16 protein-coding genes are annotated in these 16,904 nt (G+C 70.6%); 8 read left to right on the top strand and 8 right to left on the bottom strand.

Annotated elements, in window-relative coordinates:
* The first annotated feature begins 12 nt into the window (after positions 1-12).
* Genes ACLBYG_RS14215 through ACLBYG_RS14195 form a run of 5 tightly spaced genes read left to right on the top strand, consistent with a single transcriptional unit; the run spans position 13 to position 5,002 of the window.
* Complete coding sequence (locus ACLBYG_RS14215; RefSeq protein ID WP_447681860.1) at positions 13-1,170, top strand: CaiB/BaiF CoA transferase family protein; 1,158 nt, start codon at positions 13-15, stop codon at positions 1,168-1,170.
* A gap of 10 nt (positions 1,171-1,180) precedes the next feature.
* The gene (locus ACLBYG_RS14210) at positions 1,181-1,897 is read left to right on the top strand and encodes an enoyl-CoA hydratase/isomerase family protein (RefSeq protein WP_042675551.1); all 717 of its coding nucleotides are present in this window, start codon (positions 1,181-1,183) and stop codon (positions 1,895-1,897) included.
* A 25-nt stretch (positions 1,898-1,922) separates the two neighbouring features.
* Positions 1,923-2,750: a CoA transferase subunit A gene (locus ACLBYG_RS14205; protein ID WP_447681859.1), complete on the top strand. Its 828-nt coding sequence runs from the start codon at positions 1,923-1,925 to the stop codon at positions 2,748-2,750.
* Positions 2,743-3,498, top strand: coding sequence for a CoA-transferase subunit beta (locus tag ACLBYG_RS14200; protein WP_447681858.1), 756 nt, complete (start codon positions 2,743-2,745; stop codon positions 3,496-3,498). The genes ACLBYG_RS14205 and ACLBYG_RS14200 overlap by 8 nt, the downstream gene beginning before the upstream one ends.
* Positions 3,499-3,535: 37 nt before the next feature.
* A complete protein-coding gene (locus tag ACLBYG_RS14195) occupies positions 3,536-5,002 on the top strand; it encodes a class I adenylate-forming enzyme family protein (RefSeq protein WP_447681857.1) in 1,467 nt (488 codons plus the stop codon).
* 326 nt (positions 5,003-5,328) lie between these two features.
* Here ACLBYG_RS14195 and ACLBYG_RS14190 read toward each other — a convergent pair whose 3' ends face one another.
* From ACLBYG_RS14190 to ACLBYG_RS14155, 8 genes are all read right to left on the bottom strand, one after another.
* A complete protein-coding gene (locus ACLBYG_RS14190) occupies positions 5,329-6,777 on the bottom strand; it encodes a class I adenylate-forming enzyme family protein (RefSeq protein ID WP_447681856.1) in 1,449 nt (482 codons plus the stop codon).
* On the bottom strand, positions 6,774-7,595 hold the full coding sequence (locus ACLBYG_RS14185; protein WP_447681855.1) for an enoyl-CoA hydratase-related protein: 822 nt from the start codon (positions 7,593-7,595) through the stop codon (positions 6,774-6,776). The genes ACLBYG_RS14190 and ACLBYG_RS14185 overlap by 4 nt, the downstream gene beginning before the upstream one ends.
* A 20-nt stretch (positions 7,596-7,615) precedes the next feature.
* Positions 7,616-8,851: an MFS transporter gene (locus ACLBYG_RS14180; protein ID WP_244435438.1), complete on the bottom strand. Its 1,236-nt coding sequence runs from the start codon at positions 8,849-8,851 to the stop codon at positions 7,616-7,618.
* 12 nt (positions 8,852-8,863) lie between these two features.
* Entirely contained in the window at positions 8,864-10,084 is a 1,221-nt protein-coding gene (locus ACLBYG_RS14175) for an ABC transporter substrate-binding protein (protein ID WP_132367933.1), read from the bottom strand.
* A 152-nt stretch (positions 10,085-10,236) separates the two neighbouring features.
* Complete coding sequence (acuI, locus tag ACLBYG_RS14170) at positions 10,237-11,220, bottom strand: acrylyl-CoA reductase (NADPH) (RefSeq protein ID WP_447681854.1); 984 nt, start codon at positions 11,218-11,220, stop codon at positions 10,237-10,239.
* A 21-nt stretch (positions 11,221-11,241) separates the two neighbouring features.
* On the bottom strand, positions 11,242-11,886 hold the full coding sequence (gene acuR, locus ACLBYG_RS14165; RefSeq protein ID WP_447681853.1) for an acrylate utilization transcriptional regulator AcuR: 645 nt from the start codon (positions 11,884-11,886) through the stop codon (positions 11,242-11,244).
* A gap of 276 nt (positions 11,887-12,162) precedes the next feature.
* Positions 12,163-12,471, bottom strand: a complete 309-nt coding sequence (locus tag ACLBYG_RS14160) for a hypothetical protein (RefSeq protein WP_447681852.1) — start codon at positions 12,469-12,471, stop codon at positions 12,163-12,165.
* Positions 12,472-12,934: 463 nt separating this feature from the next.
* On the bottom strand, positions 12,935-13,150 hold the full coding sequence (locus tag ACLBYG_RS14155; protein WP_165923141.1) for a hypothetical protein: 216 nt from the start codon (positions 13,148-13,150) through the stop codon (positions 12,935-12,937).
* Here ACLBYG_RS14155 and ACLBYG_RS14150 point away from each other — a divergent pair.
* The 3 genes from ACLBYG_RS14150 to ACLBYG_RS14140 are packed head-to-tail and all read left to right on the top strand — an operon-like array spanning position 13,046 to position 16,880.
* Positions 13,046-13,984 carry a MurR/RpiR family transcriptional regulator gene (locus ACLBYG_RS14150; protein WP_447681930.1) on the top strand — a complete coding sequence of 313 codons (939 nt, stop codon included), beginning with the start codon at positions 13,046-13,048 and terminating at the stop codon, positions 13,982-13,984. The two genes, ACLBYG_RS14155 and ACLBYG_RS14150, sit on opposite strands and share 105 nt — an antisense overlap.
* Positions 13,981-14,958 carry an isoaspartyl peptidase/L-asparaginase family protein gene (locus tag ACLBYG_RS14145; protein ID WP_447681851.1) on the top strand — a complete coding sequence of 326 codons (978 nt, stop codon included), beginning with the start codon at positions 13,981-13,983 and terminating at the stop codon, positions 14,956-14,958. Before ACLBYG_RS14150 ends, ACLBYG_RS14145 begins: the two co-directional genes overlap by 4 nt.
* 8 nt (positions 14,959-14,966) lie before the next feature.
* Entirely contained in the window at positions 14,967-16,880 is a 1,914-nt protein-coding gene (locus ACLBYG_RS14140; protein WP_447681850.1) for a dipeptide ABC transporter ATP-binding protein, read from the top strand.
* Positions 16,881-16,904: the final 24 nt, after the last annotated feature.

Genomic DNA, 16,904 nt, shown 5'->3' with positions numbered 1-16,904 from the left:
AGGAGTAGGCCCATGCGACCGCTGTCCGGTATCCGCGTGATCGAGTTCTGCAGTGTCGCGGCCGGGCCATTCTGCGCCATGCTGCTCGCCGACATGGGAGCCGACGTCATCAAGGTCGAGAATCCGGAGGGCGGCGACTCGATGCGGGCCTGGCCGCCCCTCAACGCGGGCTTCAGCGAGAACTTCGCCTCGCTCAACCGCAACAAGCGCTCTGTGACGCTGGACCTGAAGGATCCGGCCGACAAGGCGCGCGCCCTGGACCTGATCGGCTCTGCCGACGTGGTGCTGGAGAACAACCGCCCCGGCGTGATGAAGCGGCTCGGCCTCGACTACGTGCGCGTCAGCGCCGGGCGGCCCGGCTTGGTCTATTGCTCGATCTCAGCCTTCGGCCAGGAGGGGCCGCGCTCCGCCGAGGCCGGGTTCGACCTGACGCTCCAGGCGATGAGCGGCGTGATGAGCGTCACGGGCGAGCCCGGCGCGCCCCCGGTCAAGTGCGGCGTGCCGATCTCGGATTTCGGCACCGGCCTCTACGCGGCCTACGCCATCGCGGCGGCGCTGCTCCAGGTGCGGGCGGGCGGACCCGGCGCGCACATCGACGCCTCGATGTTCGGCGCCTCCCTGGCGATGGGGGCGCTCCAGACCAGCGAGTATTTCGGCAGCGGCCGCGACCCGAAGCGCCTGGGCTCGGCCCATCCGCGCAACGCCCCCTATCAGGCCTTCCGCGCCCAGGACGGGTACTTCGCCATGGCGGCGGGCAACGACGCCCTCTACCGCGCCGCCTGCGCGGCGATCGGGCGCGACGACCTCGCCGAGGATCCGCGCTTCGCCTCGACCGCCCTGCGGGCGCAGAACCAGGGCGAACTCCTGGCGATTCTGGAGCGCGACTTCGCCGACCTCACCTGCGCCGACCTGCTGGCCCGGTTCCGCGCCGCGGGCGTGCCCTGCGCACCGATCAACGGCTACGCCGACGCCCTGGCCGACCCGCAGGTCGCGCATATGGACTGGGTCCAGCCGGTGACCCTGCCGTCCGGCGCTGAGACGCGCACCTTCGTGTCGCCGCTGAAGTTCTCAGGGGAGGGCTTCCCGATCTACCGGGAGCCGCCCGCCCTCGGGCAGCACAACGCCGAACTGTTCGGCGAGGCCGCGCCGGCTCGCGCGCGCACGGCTTGAGGGCGGCGCCATGGACGAACTCCTGAAAGAGCGCAGCGGCGACACGCTGACCCTGACGCTCAACCGCCCCGACAAGATGAACGCCCTGTCGGCCACCCTGGTCGACGCGCTGCTCGACGCCGTCGCGGCTGCGGCCGGCGACGGGACACGGCTCCTCGTGCTGAAGGGCGCGGGGCGTAACTTCAGCGCCGGGTTCGACTTCGGCGGCTACGCGGACCTGTCGGAGGGCGACCTGCTGCTCCGGTTCGTGCGGATCGAGCAGCTCCTCCAGGCGCTGGCCCACGCGCCGTTCGACACGCTGGCCCTCGCGCACGGGCGCAATTTCGGCGCCGGGGTCGACGTGATCTGCGCCTGCGGCCGGCGGGTCGGCGATCCGGCCGCCACCTTCCGCATGCCGGGCCTGTCCTTCGGGCTGGTGCTCGGCACGCGGCGCTACGCCGAGCGGGTCGGCGGCACCAAGGCCCGGCTCGTCCTCCAGGAGGGGCGGGTCTTCGACGCCCCGGAGGCCCTGTCCGACGGGTTCCTCACCGCCGTCGCGGCGACCGACTCGTGGTTCGACACCGTCGCGGCCGCCTCGGAAGCGGCGACGCGGCTGTCTTCCTGGGCCGGGGCGGCCCTGAACCGCGCCGCCGCCCGCGACACCCGCGCGGACGACCTCGCCGACCTCGTCGCCTCGGCCGCGCGCCCGGGGCTGAAGGACCGGATCCGCGCCTACCGCGCGGCCTGACACACGCCCGATCGGAGGACGCCCCGTGAGCGCCGGAACCCAGAAGATCGTCCCCCTCGCAGACCTCGCAGCCCGCGTGCCGGACGGCAGTTCCTTGGCGCTCGGCGGCAGCTTCCTGCACCGCGGCCCCTTCGCGTTCGTGCGCGAGCTGATCCGCCAGGGGCGCCGCGACCTCGAAGTCGTCAAGCAGTCGCCCGGCTACGACATCGACATCCTCTGCCGCGCCGGCGCCCTGTCGCGGGCGAAGGCGGGGATCGTGGCCATGGAAGGCAATTTCGGCCTCGCGCCCTGGTACCGCCGGGCGATCGAGTCCGGCGAGGTCCGCCTCGAGGAGCACGCCTGCGCCAGCCTGACGGCGGGCCTGCGGGCGGCTGCCTTCGGCGTGCCGTTCATGCCCTGCGGCGGCATCCACGGCTCGGACCTGCCGGCGCTCAACGGCTGGAAGACGATTGAGGACCCCTACGGCAGCGGCGAGGCGGTCTACGCCATCCCGCGCATCCAGCCGGACTTCGCGGTGATCCAGGCCAACGAGGTCAGCGCGTCGGGGGACGTGCGCGTCTTCGGGACCTCGCACTGGGACCGAATCATGAGCCGCTCGGCCAAGCGCGTGCTCGTGGTGGCCGAGCGGGTCGCCCCGGACGCCTCCTTCCGCGACCAGCCCGAACTGACGCTGGTGCCCCACTTCCTTGTCGAGGCGGTGAGCATCGTGCCGAACGGGGCTTGGCCCGGCTCGCTCTGGCCGGATTACGAGATCGATTACCCGGCCGTGGAGGCCTACATGGCCGACGCCCCGGGCGTGCTCGCCGATCACCTCGCCGCCGGCCCCGAGGCTCGGGAGGCTGCCCATGTCTGAGGCGCCGTCCAACGCGATCGAGGCCTGGTCGGGCTTTTCCTACATCGTCACCAATCTCGCCCGGTTCGTGCGGCCGAACGAGATCACCTTCAGCGGCGTGAACTCGGCCCTGCCGATGCTGGCCTGCCTGCTCGCCAAGCAGGCCTATCCCTTCGCCTTCACCTACATCAACGTCGCCGGCGGCGTCGATCCGAACCCGTCGAAGGTGCCGATCTCGTCCTCCGACCCGGTGCTCGCCGAGGGCTCGCGGGCGATCTTCGCCAACGAGGATTTCTACGATCTCTGCACCCGCGGCCTGATGGACCTGTGCTTCCTGGGCGCCGCGCAGGTCGACGGGCTGGGCCGCACGAACGTCTCCTGCATCGGCGACTGGCACGCTCCGCGGGTGCGGCTGCCGGGCGGCGGCGGCGGCGCCGTGATGCTGCCCACCGCCCGCCGGGCGGTCACGTGGCGTACGGAACATTCCCGCCGCACCCTCGTCGAGACCCTCGACTTCGTCACCGCGTCCGGCGGCATGCACGGCGTGGTCACGCCGATCGCCGTCTTCACGAAGCGCGAGGGCCGGCTCGTGCTGGCCTCCTGGCATCCGGAGGCGAGCCTCGACGAGGTCCGCGACCGCACCGGTTTCACGTTCTCGGCGGACGGTGCCGCCCCGACACCTCCGCCGACCCCAGAGGAGCGGGCGGCGCTGGCGGCCCTCGACCCGGAGGGCCGGTTCGAGGCCGATGCGGGCATCCGCCTGCGCTGAGGCGCGGGGTAGACAGACGGGACAGGAGATCGCCGCCATGAGCGCTGCCATGCCGGACTCGATCAGCGCGCGGCTGCGCGCGGCCATCGCGGATCATGCGGGGACGGGCCGCACGGCGCTCTCGGGCTCTGACGTCGTATCCTATGCCGACCTCGGCGCGCGGATCGACGCCGCCGCGGGCGCAGTCCGGGACTGGGGTGTCGCCAAGGGTGACCGGGTCGGACTGATCGCGCCCAAGAGTGCGGCGGCCATCGCGGCCTACTTCGGCGCCATGCAGGCCGGCGCCTGCGTCTGCTTCCTGGAGCCGGGGCTCGCGCCGGAGGTGGTGGCCGAGCAGGCTGCGCTCGTCGGCATGCGGCATCTCATCGTCGCCCAGGTCGACGCCTCGCCCGTCGCTCTGACCGGCCTGGACGTCCGCGCACTGGACAGCCTCGCCGACAGCGCGGCCTTCGCGGCCGAGGTCAGCCCGCGGGATGAGGCCATGCTGCTTTTCACCTCGGGGAGCACCGGCCGGCCGAAGGGCGTGCTGCTGCGCCACGAAGGCCTGATCTGCAACGCCGCGGGCGTGCTCCGTCACACCGGTACGGGGCCCGAGGATCGGCTTCTCCACGTCATGCCGCTTCATCACACGAACGGCATCAACAACCAGCTAATCGTGCCTCTCCTGGCCGGAGCCGAGATCGTGTTGATGGAGCGCTTCCAGGCCGAGGCCGCCCTCGACCGCCTGCGATCTGGCGGCATCACCTACATGACCGGCGTGCCGACGATCTACGCGCGGATGCTGCCCCTGCTGCGCCCCGGGGAGCGCTTCCCGGGCCTGCGCTTCCTGCGCTGCGGCTCGGCGCCGATCACCCCGACCCTGCATCGGCAGATCGAGGAGGCCTTCGGCGTGCCGCTCCTCGTCTCCTACGGCCTGTCGGAGGCGACCTGCACCTCGACCATGAACCCGCCGGGCCGGCGTCGCATCGGCACGATCGGGACCGTGCTCGCGGGCCAGAACGTGGACCTGTTCGATCCGGTCACGGATCGCCCGGTCGAGGCCGGCCGGGAAGGGGAGATCCGCATCTCCGGCCCGGCCCTGATGGCCGGCTATCTCGGCAGCGCGGACCAGCCGATCGTGGACGGCTGGCTGCGCACCGGTGATCTCGGCCGCTTCGACGCCGACGGCTTCCTCGCCATCACGGGGCGCATCAAGGACGTGATCATTCGCGGCGGCGAGAATATCTCGCCCGCGCTGATCGAGCGGCAACTCGCTGCCCATCCGGCCATCTGCGATTGTTGCGTGGTCGGCGCCCCCGACGCTGATCTCGGCGAGGTACCGGTGGCCTTCGTGGTGCTGCGGGAGGGCGAGGGCCTCGACGAGCCGGGGCTCAAGGATTTCGTGCGCGGGTCCCTTGCGCGGATCTACGTGCCGGCGCAGATTCGCAGGCTCGACGTGCTGCCGGTCAACGGCGTCGGCAAGACCGACCGCAAGGCGCTGCGTGGCTTGTTGGCCGCTTCCTAGGACGCGTGTCTACGCGAACGGCAGACGCGAACCGCAGCGCGTCTCACCGACCCGCCTCGGTGTGGCGCACGCTCGCGGCAGACCCAGGCCAGAACCGGCTCCGACCTGATTGTATCAAGCCGGCAGCTCTGGATCCTTGTTGTACCACGCGTTTTTGCGACGAACCCGGATCCGCTTCGGCGGCATGCGCACCGGCGCCGGCAGGTCCACGTCGATCAGGACAGGGCGGATCGGCTCTCGAGCCGGAAGGGCGCTCGCGCGAATAGGCTCCCCGCGGTGCTGAGAGCGCGGACAAGACGATCGTGCGGACGGCCCCCCGTCCCAGCCTAGGAGCTCACCGGCGCGCCCTGTAGGTCGGCCGACGTCGTCTCCGCGTGGATCAGCGTGAGCGTACTGACCATCGCCCGGCTCGCCTTTCCGGTCGCGCCCGACGGCAGCGTGTCGCTGAAGACGATCACGTCCGGCACCTTGTAACGTTCGAGATGGGCCGATGCCCAGCGCCTGAGTTCGTCCGCCGACAGCGCGCGGTCAGGCTTCAGCACGACGACCGCGTGGATCGCCTCGCCGAGGCGCGGGTCGGACACGCCGGCGCACAGGGCCGCCGCGATGTCCGGATGCGCGCACAGGGCGTTCTCGATCTCCAGGGGCGCGATCTTGTTGCCGCCCCGCGCGATGATCTCCTTCGAGCGCCCGACGAGCTCGACGTGACCGTCCTGGCGCAGGCGCGCGAGATCGCCTGTGCGGAAGTGGTCCGCCTCCAGCGCGGAGCGCGTGAGTTCGGCGCCGTCGAGATAGCCGAGCATGCCGCAGGCAGTTCGGATCCGCAGCTCGCCGGTCTCGCCCGGCGCGGCGAGCGCGCCGTCGTCCCGGACGATGCGGAACGACACGCCCTCGGTTGGCATGCCGATCGACCCAGCCTCCGAGACGTCCCGCGGCCGGTTACAGAAGTCGCAGGAGCCAGTCTCGGTCGAGCCGTAGAGGTCGACGAGCTCGGCCTTCGGCCATCCGCCGCGGACGGCTTGCGTCAGCGACGGGCTGAGCGCCTCGCCGCCGGTCAGCACCGCCCGCAGACGGGGGGCCGGCGGGACACCGTCGGCCAGCAGGGCTCGCAGCATGGTCGGCACGACGGCCAACACCGTCGCCTCCGCGGCGAGCAGGCCCTCGAGCGTCGCGGGCGTGAACTTCGGGACGAGGACGAGTCTCGCCCCGGAGCGGATCGCCAGGAGGCTCGCCCAGATCCCGAAGATGAAGGTCAGCTGGAGCGGCACCGCGACGACGTCGTCCGGGCGAAAGCTCAGCAGCCGGTCGAGGATCGCGAGCTTGCGCGCCAGGGCATCGTGCCCGAGAACCACGCCCTTCGGCACGCCGGTGCTGCCCGAGGTGAAGACCACGAGGGCGGCCCCGTCCAGGAGCGGCCGCACCGGCGGCGCATCCTCCGCGATCTCCTCCAAGCTGAGCCCGTCGATCCGGAAGCGGGCACGCGTCGCCCGCTCGACCGCCGCGCGGGTGAGCGGTGCGGCGGCTCGGTGAACGGGCACCGCGACCGCGCCCGCCCGCCAGAGGCCGAGCAGCGTCCCGAGATCGAGCGCCCGGTTGCCGATGGTGAGGTGCACCGGCTCGTGCGGGCGCATGCCTGCCGCACGCAGCCAACCGGCGACCAGATCCGCGTGTGCACCGAGGTCGCGCCCCGTCATCCCGGGGCCGGAACTCTCGTCCACCCGGCTGCCTGGGCGGCCGAGCCCAGCGCCCAGGAGTTCCGCCAGCGCCCCGGTCACGATCCGGCTCCCGGGAAGCGGCTGTCGCGCCAGGCCAGTGCCGCCTTGAGGCCCTGCGACCGGGCGATGTCCATGAAGGCCCGCTTGTCCGGCGAGCCTTCGCCCTCGATCAGCAGGTCGATGTCGAGGGCCGTCTCCAGAGCCTCCAGCATGCCGCGCGCCTCGATCGACCGGTTGAGGGCCCGCTTCGTCTCCTTGACGAGGTTCGGGTCGATCGCCGCGATGTGCCGGGCAAGGCGCAGCGCGCTCGCGTCGAGCTCGGCAATCGGCACGACTCGGTTGACCATTCCGATCTCGTAGGCGCGCCGCGCCGGAATGCGGTCCTCGCCCGTGAGGATGATCTCCTTGGCGATCTTCGGGCCGACGATCCAGGGCAGGATCATCACCACGATGCCGGCCCCGAACTTCAGCTCCGGCTCGCCGAAGAAGGCATCCTCGGCCGCCACGGTCACGTCGCAGGCCAACGCCAACTCGCAGGCGCCCGCGAGGCAGGGACCACGCACCGCCGCGATGGTCGGCTTCGGGCAGTGCCAGAAGCGCATCGGCACATCGAAATCCTTGCGCAGGATCTGGCGCCACTGGCTCACGCCTTCAGGGCGCAGCGCCATCTGATCCTTGAGATCAAAGCCCGACGAGAAGGCCGTGCCGGCCCCGCGCACGATCACGGCGCGCACCGCATCGTCGGCCTCGGCCGCGTCCATCGCCTGCGCGAGTTCGTCGAGCATGGTCGCGCTGATCGCGTTGGTGCGCTCCGGGCGGTTCAGGGTGATGCGTGCCACCGGCGCGAGCGTCTCGTAGGTGATCGTCTTGAAGGCCACGGGTGGCTTTCTCCTCGCTGTCACTTGCGTCCTCCCGCCAGTCGCTTGGCCTCGGGTAGGCGCCGCAGCCGCAGCATCGAAGCGAGACCCAGGAACGGCCCCACGGCCAGCAGCGCGAAGGCGAAGCGCCAGCCGAGGAATGTCCCGGCGAAGGCGATGAGCTGGATACTGACAAGCGTCAGGAGAAAGCCGAGGCAGGTCTGCACGGTGAGCATCGTGCCGATCAGCCTGCGGTCGCTCAGCTCGCTCACCGCCGCCGAGAACTGCGCCGAATCGGCGATCACCGCGACGCCCCAGAGCACGCCCACCGCCAGCACCGCCCAGGCAGGGCCGCCGAACAGGAAACCCACCGCGATGGCACAGCAGCCGCTGGCCAGCATCGAGGCGCCGGTGACCAGAGTGCGCCCGAGTCGATCGGCCGCCCAGCCGCCCAGCATCGCGCCGAACGCCCCGGCCGCCACCACCGCGAAGGCGGCCAGTTCCGGCGGGAACGGCGGCGCGTTGCCGTAACGCTCACGGAAGCTCGCCGCCATGAAGGCACCGATCCAGGCCCACATCGCGTAGAGCTCCCACATGTGGCCGAGATAGCCGAGATTGGCCAAGCGCACGCCGCGATTGCGCCACGCCTCCAGGGCATTCTCCAAGCGCAGGGGCGGGGCCTCCGACCGGATCGGCCCGAGTTGCACGAAGCGGATCAGGGCCGCCGAGAGGAGGGCGCCCAGCGCCGCACCGAGCACCGGCAGGTGCCAGTCGAGCTGGCCGAAGGCCGCGACGAGGTGGGGCAGCGCCGAGCCGAGGGTGAGCGCGCCCACCAGGAGGCCGATCAGCAGCCCCAGGTCACCCACCGCCCAGGTCGCGGCGATCTTCATGCCGACCGGGTAGACGCCGGCCATGCAGGCCCCCGTCACGAAGCGCAGCAGCGGCACCATCGGCGAGGTCGGCGCGAAGGCCAGCATCAGGAGGTTGGCGAGACCGGCCGCGACGGCGCAGCCGCAGAACAGCCGGCGCAGGTCGAACCGGTCGGCCAGCCCCAGCAGCGCGCTGACCAGGGTGCCGGCGACGAACCCGGCCTGCACGCTGTTGGTGAGCAGGGCCTCCTGGAACGGGCTCAGCGTCCACTGCGTGCGGATCGCGCCGATCGAGGCGGTGGTGGCGAACCACGTCGCCATAGCCGCCACCTCGCTCAGGAGCAGCAGCCCGATCGCCATCCGCTTTGCGCTGATGGTCGCGCTGTCGGCCGCGTCAGGACGTGCCATGGCTAGGCTGCCTCACTTCGCGGCCGTATGGGCTACGAGGGGGCAGCCGCCGTCGGCCATGGGCCGGAACGCCTGGTCGCCGGGGATGGTGTCGACGAGCTTGTAGTAGTCGTACGGCCCCTTCGACTCGGACGGGTCCTTGACCTGGAACAGGTAGAGGTCGTGGATGGTGCGCCCGTCCGCGCGGATCGAGCCGTGGCCGAACAGCGGATCGTCCGTCGGCATCGCCTTCATCTGCGCGACGATGTCGGTGCCGCGATGCGCCTTGTCCTTGTCGAGGGCGGCGATCGCCTTCATCCAGTGGAGCATCGCCGCGTAGGTGCCGGCCTGGTTCATCGTCGGGTAACGGCCACCGTTGCGTGCCGCGAACCGCTTCGCCCAGGTCCGGGTGCCGTCATTGAGGTCCCAGTAGAACGCCTCGGTCAGAGTCAGGCCGTGGGCGACCTTCAGGCCGACTGAGTGGATGTCCGAGATGAAGGCGAGGAGCGCGACGAGCTTCTGGCCGCCGTCGGTGAGGCCGAACTCCGAGGCCTGCTTGATGGCGTTGATCGTGTCGCCGCCGGAATTGGCGAGCGCGACCACCTGCGCACCGCTGCCCTGGGCCTGGAGCAGGTAGGAGGAGAAGTCGGTGCTCTGGAACGGAGCCAGGACGTGTCCGAGGGACTTGCCGCCCGCCTTCGTCACGGCCTCGGTGGCGTCGCGCTCCAGAGCGTGACCGAACGCGTAATCCGTTGTGAGGAAGTACCAGGACTTTCCGCCCTGCTTGATCACGGCGCGCGCCGTGCTGTTGCCGAGAGCCCAGGTGTCGTAGGTCCAATGGACGTTGGTCCGGGTGCAGTTCTTCCCGGTCAGATCCGAGGACCCGGCGCTCGCGATCAGGAATGCCTTGTCCTTCTCGCTCGCGATGTTCGACACGGCCAGGGCGACCGAAGAGGTCGGTACGTCGACGATCGCGTCGACTTGGTCGACGTCGAACCAGCGTCGCACGATGGCCGCGCCGATATCGGGCTTGTTCTGATGGTCGGCCGAGAGAACCTCGACGCGGAAGCCTCTCGCGTCCGGCTTGAAGTCCTCGACGGCCATGCGCGCGGCCTCGACGGAGCCCGGCCCCGCGATGTCGGCGTAGAGCCCGGACTGATCGTTCAGCACGCCGATACGGAAGGTCGGCAGCGGGTCGGCCTGCACGGCGGACAGGCCGCCAAACAGCATCGCCAGCGCGAATACACCCTTCATGGTCTTTCCTCCATCGGTATGAACGGACTGTGTTTGTTTTTGTCAGTCCGGCGGCAGTGCCGCGTTCAGTGTTACGCCATCACACCCAAGTCTTCCCTGTATGATTTCCGTCCGTGCCGCAGTCGAACGGCGGCGAGAGGCGGCGAGAACGCCTAGCGATGCACGTCGACGACGACGCGGCCGCGCACCCGGCCCGACATCAGGCGTTCCGCGGTGGCCACAGCCTCTGTCAGGCCGATCTCCTCCGTGATCGCCTCGAGCTTGACCGGATCGAGGTCGTGGACCAGCCTGTTCCAAGCCTCGATCCGCTCAGGCCGCGGGCACATCACGCTGTCGATCCCGATCAGGCTGACGCCGCGCAGGATGAAGGGGGCCACGCTCGCAGGCAGGTCCATCCCCTGAGCCAGACCGCAGGCCGTCACGACGCCCCGGTACTTCATGGCGGCGCAGACGTTCGCCAGCGTGTGGCTACCGACCACATCGACGGCTCCGGCCCAGCGCTCCCGGGCGAGCGGCCTGCCCGGATCCGAGAATGCCGCCCGATCCAGCACCTCCGCTGCGCCGAGGCGGCGCAGGTAATCGGCCTCCTCGGGACGGCCACTCACCGCCACGACCGTGTAGCCGAGGCGCGACAGGAGAGCGACCGCCGTGCTGCCGACGCCACCGGCCGCGCCGGTGACGACGACCTCGCCCTTGTCGGGGGTGACGCCGTGGCGCTCGAGGGCGATCACGCACAGCATCGCCGTGTAACCGGCAGTTCCGATCGCCATCGCCTGCCGCGGCGTGAGCGCCTCCGGCAACGGCACCAACCAGTCGCCCTTGAGCCGCGCGACTTGCGCCAGCCCGCCCCAATGGGTCTCGCCGACGCCCCAGCCGTTGAGGACGACGCGGTCGCCGGCCTTGTAGTCGTGATGCCGGGACTCGCGGACGGTGCCGGCGATGTCGATGCCCGGCACCATCGGAAACTTGCGCACGACCGGGCCTTTCCCGGTGATCGCGAGCCCGTCCTTGTAGTTCAACGTCGAGTAGGCGACATCCACGGTGACGTCGCCCTCGGGGAGCTGCGCCTCGTCGATCTCACGCAGGCCGGCGCGGTAGCCCGCCTCATCCTTCTCGATCAGGATTGCCTTGAACATTCGGGGCACTCCATGGGGCGCTCAGCGCGTAAGACAGGTCAGGAATAGGGTGGCGAAGAGGTCGAGAGGCTCGGGGCTGCGCTCGAGCTTGGCGCGCAGGACCGCACCTTCCCAGCCGATCCAGAAAAACGCCGCCAACGCAGCGCAATCGGCATCCGCGGCGATCTGGCCGGCTGCCTGGGCGTCCCGGAGACAGCGCTCCGTCCGCGCCTGCCAGTCGAGGAGCACGCCGTGCAGACGGTCCCGGAAGAGCTCGGGCAGGGCGCTCATCTCCTGCCCGAGATTGCCGACGACACAGCCGCGACGGAACTCGTAGCGTGCCATGCCGGCCTTCGCGTCGGCGACGAAGTTCCTGATGCGCTCGATCGGGGTCGTACGCTCATCGAGCAACCAGCGGTCGAGCTTGCGCGCGAAATAGGCTGCGTACGCCTCGATCAGTTCGGCGCCGAAGACGTCCTTGCTCGCGAAGTAGTGGTAGAACGAACCTTTCGGCACACCCGCGGTGCGCAGGACCTCTTCGAGGCCGGTTGCCGAGTAGCCCTTCTCCGATAGCAGCGCGACGCCCACCCGGATCAAGGCCGCCCGCGACGTGCCGTAGGCCGGCTCAGGCCTAGGTGGCCGACCTCTCTTGCGCGCGGTGACAGCCAAGACCGAATCGGGCTTCATAAATTAGAAATAGACCGGTTGATTATTAAATGCAACGAGCCTCGAGATCCTGTCAGGTCGCGTTCCGTGCGCAGCTCTCAGGAGGACGAGCTGCGACGCGCCGAGATCCTGTCTTTCTGATCCAGTGGCGAAGGGTCGGTGCCGTCTCCCGATGCCGCAGGGCGAACGCACCGGTGCGCAAGGGGCGGTTGTCGGGGCCGGGCTGAGCTGTAGAGCTCGCCGGTCGTGGATGAGGCCGTTTGTGCGTGGAACCGGAGAGGCGAGGGCGCTCTACTTTCAAATCCTTGCGCTGGCGAGGCCGAGCTGCCGGCAGGCCGGGCCGGTCAGCGCGGGACTCTCGGGGGCGATGGATAGGCCGGTCGTCGTGCGTCCGATTTCTTGGTGCCGCGGATGAGGCGGCAGCGCGGGGTCGTGGCCAGCTCCACTGTTCTTCGTTTCGATGCAGAAGATGGCACGGGCGCCGGTTGGGGCGGTGCCACGGATGACGACGAAGGCGGTGCGATCGGCAGTGAAGCGCGGGTCGCCGCGGCCGAGACGGGGTTCCCGGGATGGGTTGATGGATGAACAGCCGCCACCACGTGGCACCGGCAGTGCCGCAGAATGGGCATAAGCGGGAGAGCGGCACCGGCTGCACGGCAAGCGAGGCTCGGCGGGGGGGGGTTTGCTGTGGGAGCGACGGCGGCCCTGCCCGAAGTCCGGGCGTGGGTCGAGTGGGGTTGGGTGCAATGGCGACCGGTGAGACACGCGCTCGACATGCGCAGCCGTGCGTCAAAGCGCCGTTCGGTCACCTGGGTTTGGGACGCGCTGCTGCCGGACCTTGGCCTTGAGCTAGGAAGTTGATCGACGATTTCGCGCCCGTCACGGCCATTCGGTGGCGTCAGCCGGCATCTCCGAAGCAGACATCAGCATAGATCGGCTCACCGGTCGCCATTGCATCTGCAGTGAGCCCCACAGCAGGAGCGCAACTGCAGCCATCGGCCAACGCAGTTGCCGTGAACGGGGAGGCGCATCTGACTAGGAGCGAGGTGACCCAATTTGTCTGGGAAGTTCAGAGATTTGTGCAACTGGTGCCGCGAAAATAAGCGTCGAAGCGCTTGCGGGTGATCGAAAAAATTCTCAGACTGTCCGGCAGTGAGAATTTTTGATCGGCTCGAGCGTCGTGGCGTTGGAACCCAAGGAACTTTCTGTCGCGCAACGGATCGCGCACGCGTTTCCGGCGCTCAGCTCCGCTCACCGAGAGGTCGCCCGCTTCGTCCTTGATCATCCGTTGCGCGCCGCGACTCTGCCCGTGAATGAGCTTGCAGACTTGGTTGGCGTCTCCGTCGCCACCGCTAATCGGTTTGCCCGCGCCGTGGGCTACGAGGGCTACGCAAAGTTCCGCGCGGCCCTCGTCCTCGGCTATGAGAAGGCGCTCGCACCGGTCGAGAAGCTGCGCGGCAGCCGAGATCAGCCCGCGACCGCGTCCGGCATCCTCGACGGAGCCTTGGCCGACATCGTCCGCAACATCGAGGCGACGCGGCGTGGGCTCGACGGCCAGACCTGTGCGCAGGCCGTCGAGGCGATCCGCCGGGCCCGACGGGTCTACGTCGTGGGCCTGGGCAGCAGCAGCTGGCCGGCCGGCATCCTGGCGCGCAACCTCGACGTCAACCGCGAGGACGTGCACCTGCTGGCGACGCTGGAGGGACCGGGCTTCGCCGCGCGGACCCTGCGCCGGCTGACAGCCGACGACCTCGTCATCGCGCTCGCAACCCCGCGGTACTTCGCCGACACGTTGCGGCTGGCCGAGATCGCACGGAAGCACGGCGCCGCGGTCCTGGCGCTGACCGACGGACCGCACTCACCCCTCGTCGCCGCCGCTACGGTCGCGCTCTACGCGCAGACCGACTGCCACTACTTCGCCGCCTCGGATGCCAGCCTGACGGCCCTCGTGGAGGCCCTGGCGAGCGCCTTCGCCCACGCCACCGAGGATCTCGTCCCAGCCGCGACGCGCGTGACGGAAGCGGTGCTGCCCTGGCTCGATCGCGACTACGCCGCTTGGCCGCCGCAGGGCGGAGCCGACGACCTGCCCGACACCCCGCCTCCGGGAGCCGTTTCATGAGCGACCACCGCCCCGTACTCGTGATCCACGGCGGTGCCGGGACGATCGCGTCGGGCCAGGCCGATCCCGACGAGGCGCGCTACCACGCGGCCCTCGCCGGAATCCTGGCGGCCGGAGCGGCCTGCCTCGCCGACGGCGGGAGCGCCCTCGACGCCGTGAGTGTCGCCGTCGACCTCCTGGAGGAGTGCCCGCTCTTCAATGCCGGCCACGGCGCCGTCTTCACCAGCGCCGAGACCCACGAACTCGACGCCGCGATCATGGACGGCGCCACCCTGCGGGCCGGCGCTGTCGCGGGCGTCTCGCGGGTGCGCCGGCCTGGCCGCGCCGCCCGCGCGCTGATGGAGGCCGGCGAGCACGTCCTGATGGCTGGTGCCGGCGCCGAGACCTTCGCGCGCCGGCACGGCCTTGAGATGGTCGAGCCCGATTTTTTCTCGACAGAGGCCCGCCGCGACCAGCTTCGCCGGGCGTTGGCCGCCGGGCAAGTCGCCCTCGACCACGACACGGCGTCGGGGCCCCTCGACGAGACCCACAAGTTCGGCACGGTGGGCGCCGTCGCCCTCGACCGGGACGGCCACCTCGCCGCCCTGACCTCGACCGGCGGCATGACCAACAAGCGTCCCGGCCGGATCGGCGACTCGCCGCTGATCGGCGCGGGCACCTACGCGGACGACAGGACCGCCGCGGTCTCCTGCACCGGCACGGGGGAGGCCTTCATCCGCGTCGCGGCGGCGCACGATGTCTGCGCGCGCATGGCCTACGGGGGCCAGGACCTCGAGGTAGCAGCCCGGGCGGTTGTCGAGGAGCACCTGCCGACTGTCGGCGGCCGCGGCGGGCTGATCGCCGTCGATGCGCGCGGCCGGGTCGCAATGCCGTTCAACACCGAGGGCATGTATCGCGGCCTCGTCCGCTCCGGCGAGGCGCCGGCCACCGCGATCTTCGGCGAGACCCGCCGCGTCCCCGCACCAGCGCGCTGAGATCCGCCATGCCGACCATCGCAGCCGGGACCGCCTCTCCTGCCGCTCTGCCCGACGGACGGGTCGTCTCCGTCACCGGCCTTACCGTCCGCTTTGCGACCTCCGAGCGGGTCGTGGAGGCGGTCCGCGACCTCGCGTTCCACGTCGACGCCGGCGAGACCCTGGCGATCGTCGGCGAGTCCGGGTCCGGCAAGTCCGTGACCTCGCTCAGCCTGATGCGCCTCGTGGAGCACGGCGGCGGCCGGATCGCGGCCGGGCAGATGCTGTTCCGGCGCGGCTCGGGCGAGGTGCTCGATCTCGCCGCCGCCTCGAACGCCAAGATGCGGGCGATCCGTGGCGCCGAGATCGCGATGATCTTCCAGGAGCCGATGACCTCCCTGAACCCCGTCTTCACCGCCGGGGACCAGATCGCGGAATCGATCCGCGTCCACCAGGGGAAGAGCGCCTCAGCCTCCCGGGCCGAGGCCCTGCGGATGCTCGACCTCGTGCGCATCCCCGAGGCGCGCAACGTCCTCACGCGCTACCCGCACCAGCTCTCCGGCGGCATGCGCCAGCGCGTGATGATCGCCATGGCCCTGTCCTGCAAGCCGCAGTTGCTCATCGCCGATGAGCCGACCACGGCCCTCGACGTCACGATCCAGGCGCAGATCCTCGAATTGATCCGCAGCCTCCAGGCCGAGATGAAGATGGGCGTCGTCTTCATCACTCACGACATGGGCGTCGTGGCCGAGATCGCCGACCGCGTGCTGGTCATGTACCGCGGCGACAAGGTGGAGGAGGGGGAGGCGCCCGCGCTCTTCGCCGCGCCGCGCCACGCCTACACCAAGGCGCTGCTGGCCGCCGTGCCTAAGCTCGGTGCCATGGCGGGCAGCGATCTGCCCCGGAAGTTCGACCTGCTGCGGGCCGAGGCCCGGGAAGAGCCGGCAGGGCAGGGGGCGCCCGCCACGGTCGACGTGCCCCACGACACCGTCCGCGCCGGCGCCGGGCCGATCTTGCGGGTGCGCGACCTCGTCACCCGGTTCGACATCCGCGGCGGCCTTCTGAATTGCGTGCGCCGCCGCGTCCACGCGGTGGAGCAGGTCAGCTTCGATCTCCATCCCGGCGAGACCCTGGCCCTCGTCGGCGAATCCGGGTGCGGCAAGTCCACGACGGGCCGCTCGCTCCTGCGTCTCGTGGAGAGCGAGAGCGGCCTGATCGAGTTCGACGGCGGCAACGTCCGCGACCTGCCCCCCGGGCGGCTCCGCGGCCTGCGGCGCAACATCCAGTTCATCTTCCAGGATCCCTACGCGTCCCTCGATCCGCGCCTGACCGTGGGCTTCTCGATCATGGAGCCGCTGCTGGTCCACAGGATCGCGACGCGCCGGGAGGCCGAGGCGCGGGTGGCGTGGCTGCTCGAGCGCGTCGGGCTGACGCCCGACCAGGCCCAGCGCTACCCGCATGAGTTCTCGGGCGGACAGCGGCAGCGCATCGCCATCGCCCGGGCCCTCGCCCTGAACCCAAAGGTCATCGTCGCCGACGAGGCGGTCTCGGCCCTCGACGTGTCGATCCAGGCCCAGATCGTGAACCTGATGCTCGATCTCCAGCGGGAGTTCGGCCTCGCCTACCTGTTCATCAGCCACGACATGGCGGTGGTCGAGCGCATCAGCCACCGGGTGGCGGTGATGTATCTCGGCCAGATCGTCGAGATCGGCCCCCGCCGGGCGATCTTCGAGGACCCGCAGCACCCCTACACCCGCAAGCTGATGGCGGCGGTGCCGGTCGCCGACCCGGCCCACCGGCACCTGCGCGCCCGCCGGCTCCTGACCGACGAGATCCCGAGCCCGGTCCGGGCGCTCGGCGACGAGCCGCAGGTCGCGCCCCTCGTCGAGATCGGCCCCGGCCACCTCGTCGCCCGCCACACGGTCGGCGGCCTCGCCGCCTGACACCGCCTATCCCCGCCAGCAGGA

This window comes from Methylobacterium sp. D53M, from assembly GCF_053345625.1.
The sequence above is the reverse complement of the archived record's forward strand: the minus strand, read 5'-3'. Positions and strand labels throughout refer to the sequence as shown.

Excerpts from the sequence above, each read along its gene's own strand:
- ACLBYG_RS14145 (WP_447681851.1), top strand. The coding sequence starts at position 13,981 with ATGAGCGACCACCGCCCCGTACTCGTGATCCACGGCGGTGCCGGGACG.
- acuI (WP_447681854.1), bottom strand. The coding sequence starts at position 11,220 with ATGTTCAAGGCAATCCTGATCGAGAAGGATGAGGCGGGCTACCGCGCC.
- ACLBYG_RS14140 (WP_447681850.1), top strand. The coding sequence starts at position 14,967 with ATGCCGACCATCGCAGCCGGGACCGCCTCTCCTGCCGCTCTGCCCGAC.
- ACLBYG_RS14175 (WP_132367933.1), bottom strand. The coding sequence starts at position 10,084 with ATGAAGGGTGTATTCGCGCTGGCGATGCTGTTTGGCGGCCTGTCCGCC.
- acuR (WP_447681853.1), bottom strand. The coding sequence starts at position 11,886 with ATGAAGCCCGATTCGGTCTTGGCTGTCACCGCGCGCAAGAGAGGTCGG.
- ACLBYG_RS14155 (WP_165923141.1), bottom strand. The coding sequence starts at position 13,150 with ATGATCAAGGACGAAGCGGGCGACCTCTCGGTGAGCGGAGCTGAGCGC.
- ACLBYG_RS14215 (WP_447681860.1), top strand. The coding sequence starts at position 13 with ATGCGACCGCTGTCCGGTATCCGCGTGATCGAGTTCTGCAGTGTCGCG.
- ACLBYG_RS14200 (WP_447681858.1), top strand. The coding sequence starts at position 2,743 with ATGTCTGAGGCGCCGTCCAACGCGATCGAGGCCTGGTCGGGCTTTTCC.
- ACLBYG_RS14210 (WP_042675551.1), top strand. The coding sequence starts at position 1,181 with ATGGACGAACTCCTGAAAGAGCGCAGCGGCGACACGCTGACCCTGACG.
- ACLBYG_RS14180 (WP_244435438.1), bottom strand. The coding sequence starts at position 8,851 with ATGGCACGTCCTGACGCGGCCGACAGCGCGACCATCAGCGCAAAGCGG.
- ACLBYG_RS14195 (WP_447681857.1), top strand. The coding sequence starts at position 3,536 with ATGAGCGCTGCCATGCCGGACTCGATCAGCGCGCGGCTGCGCGCGGCC.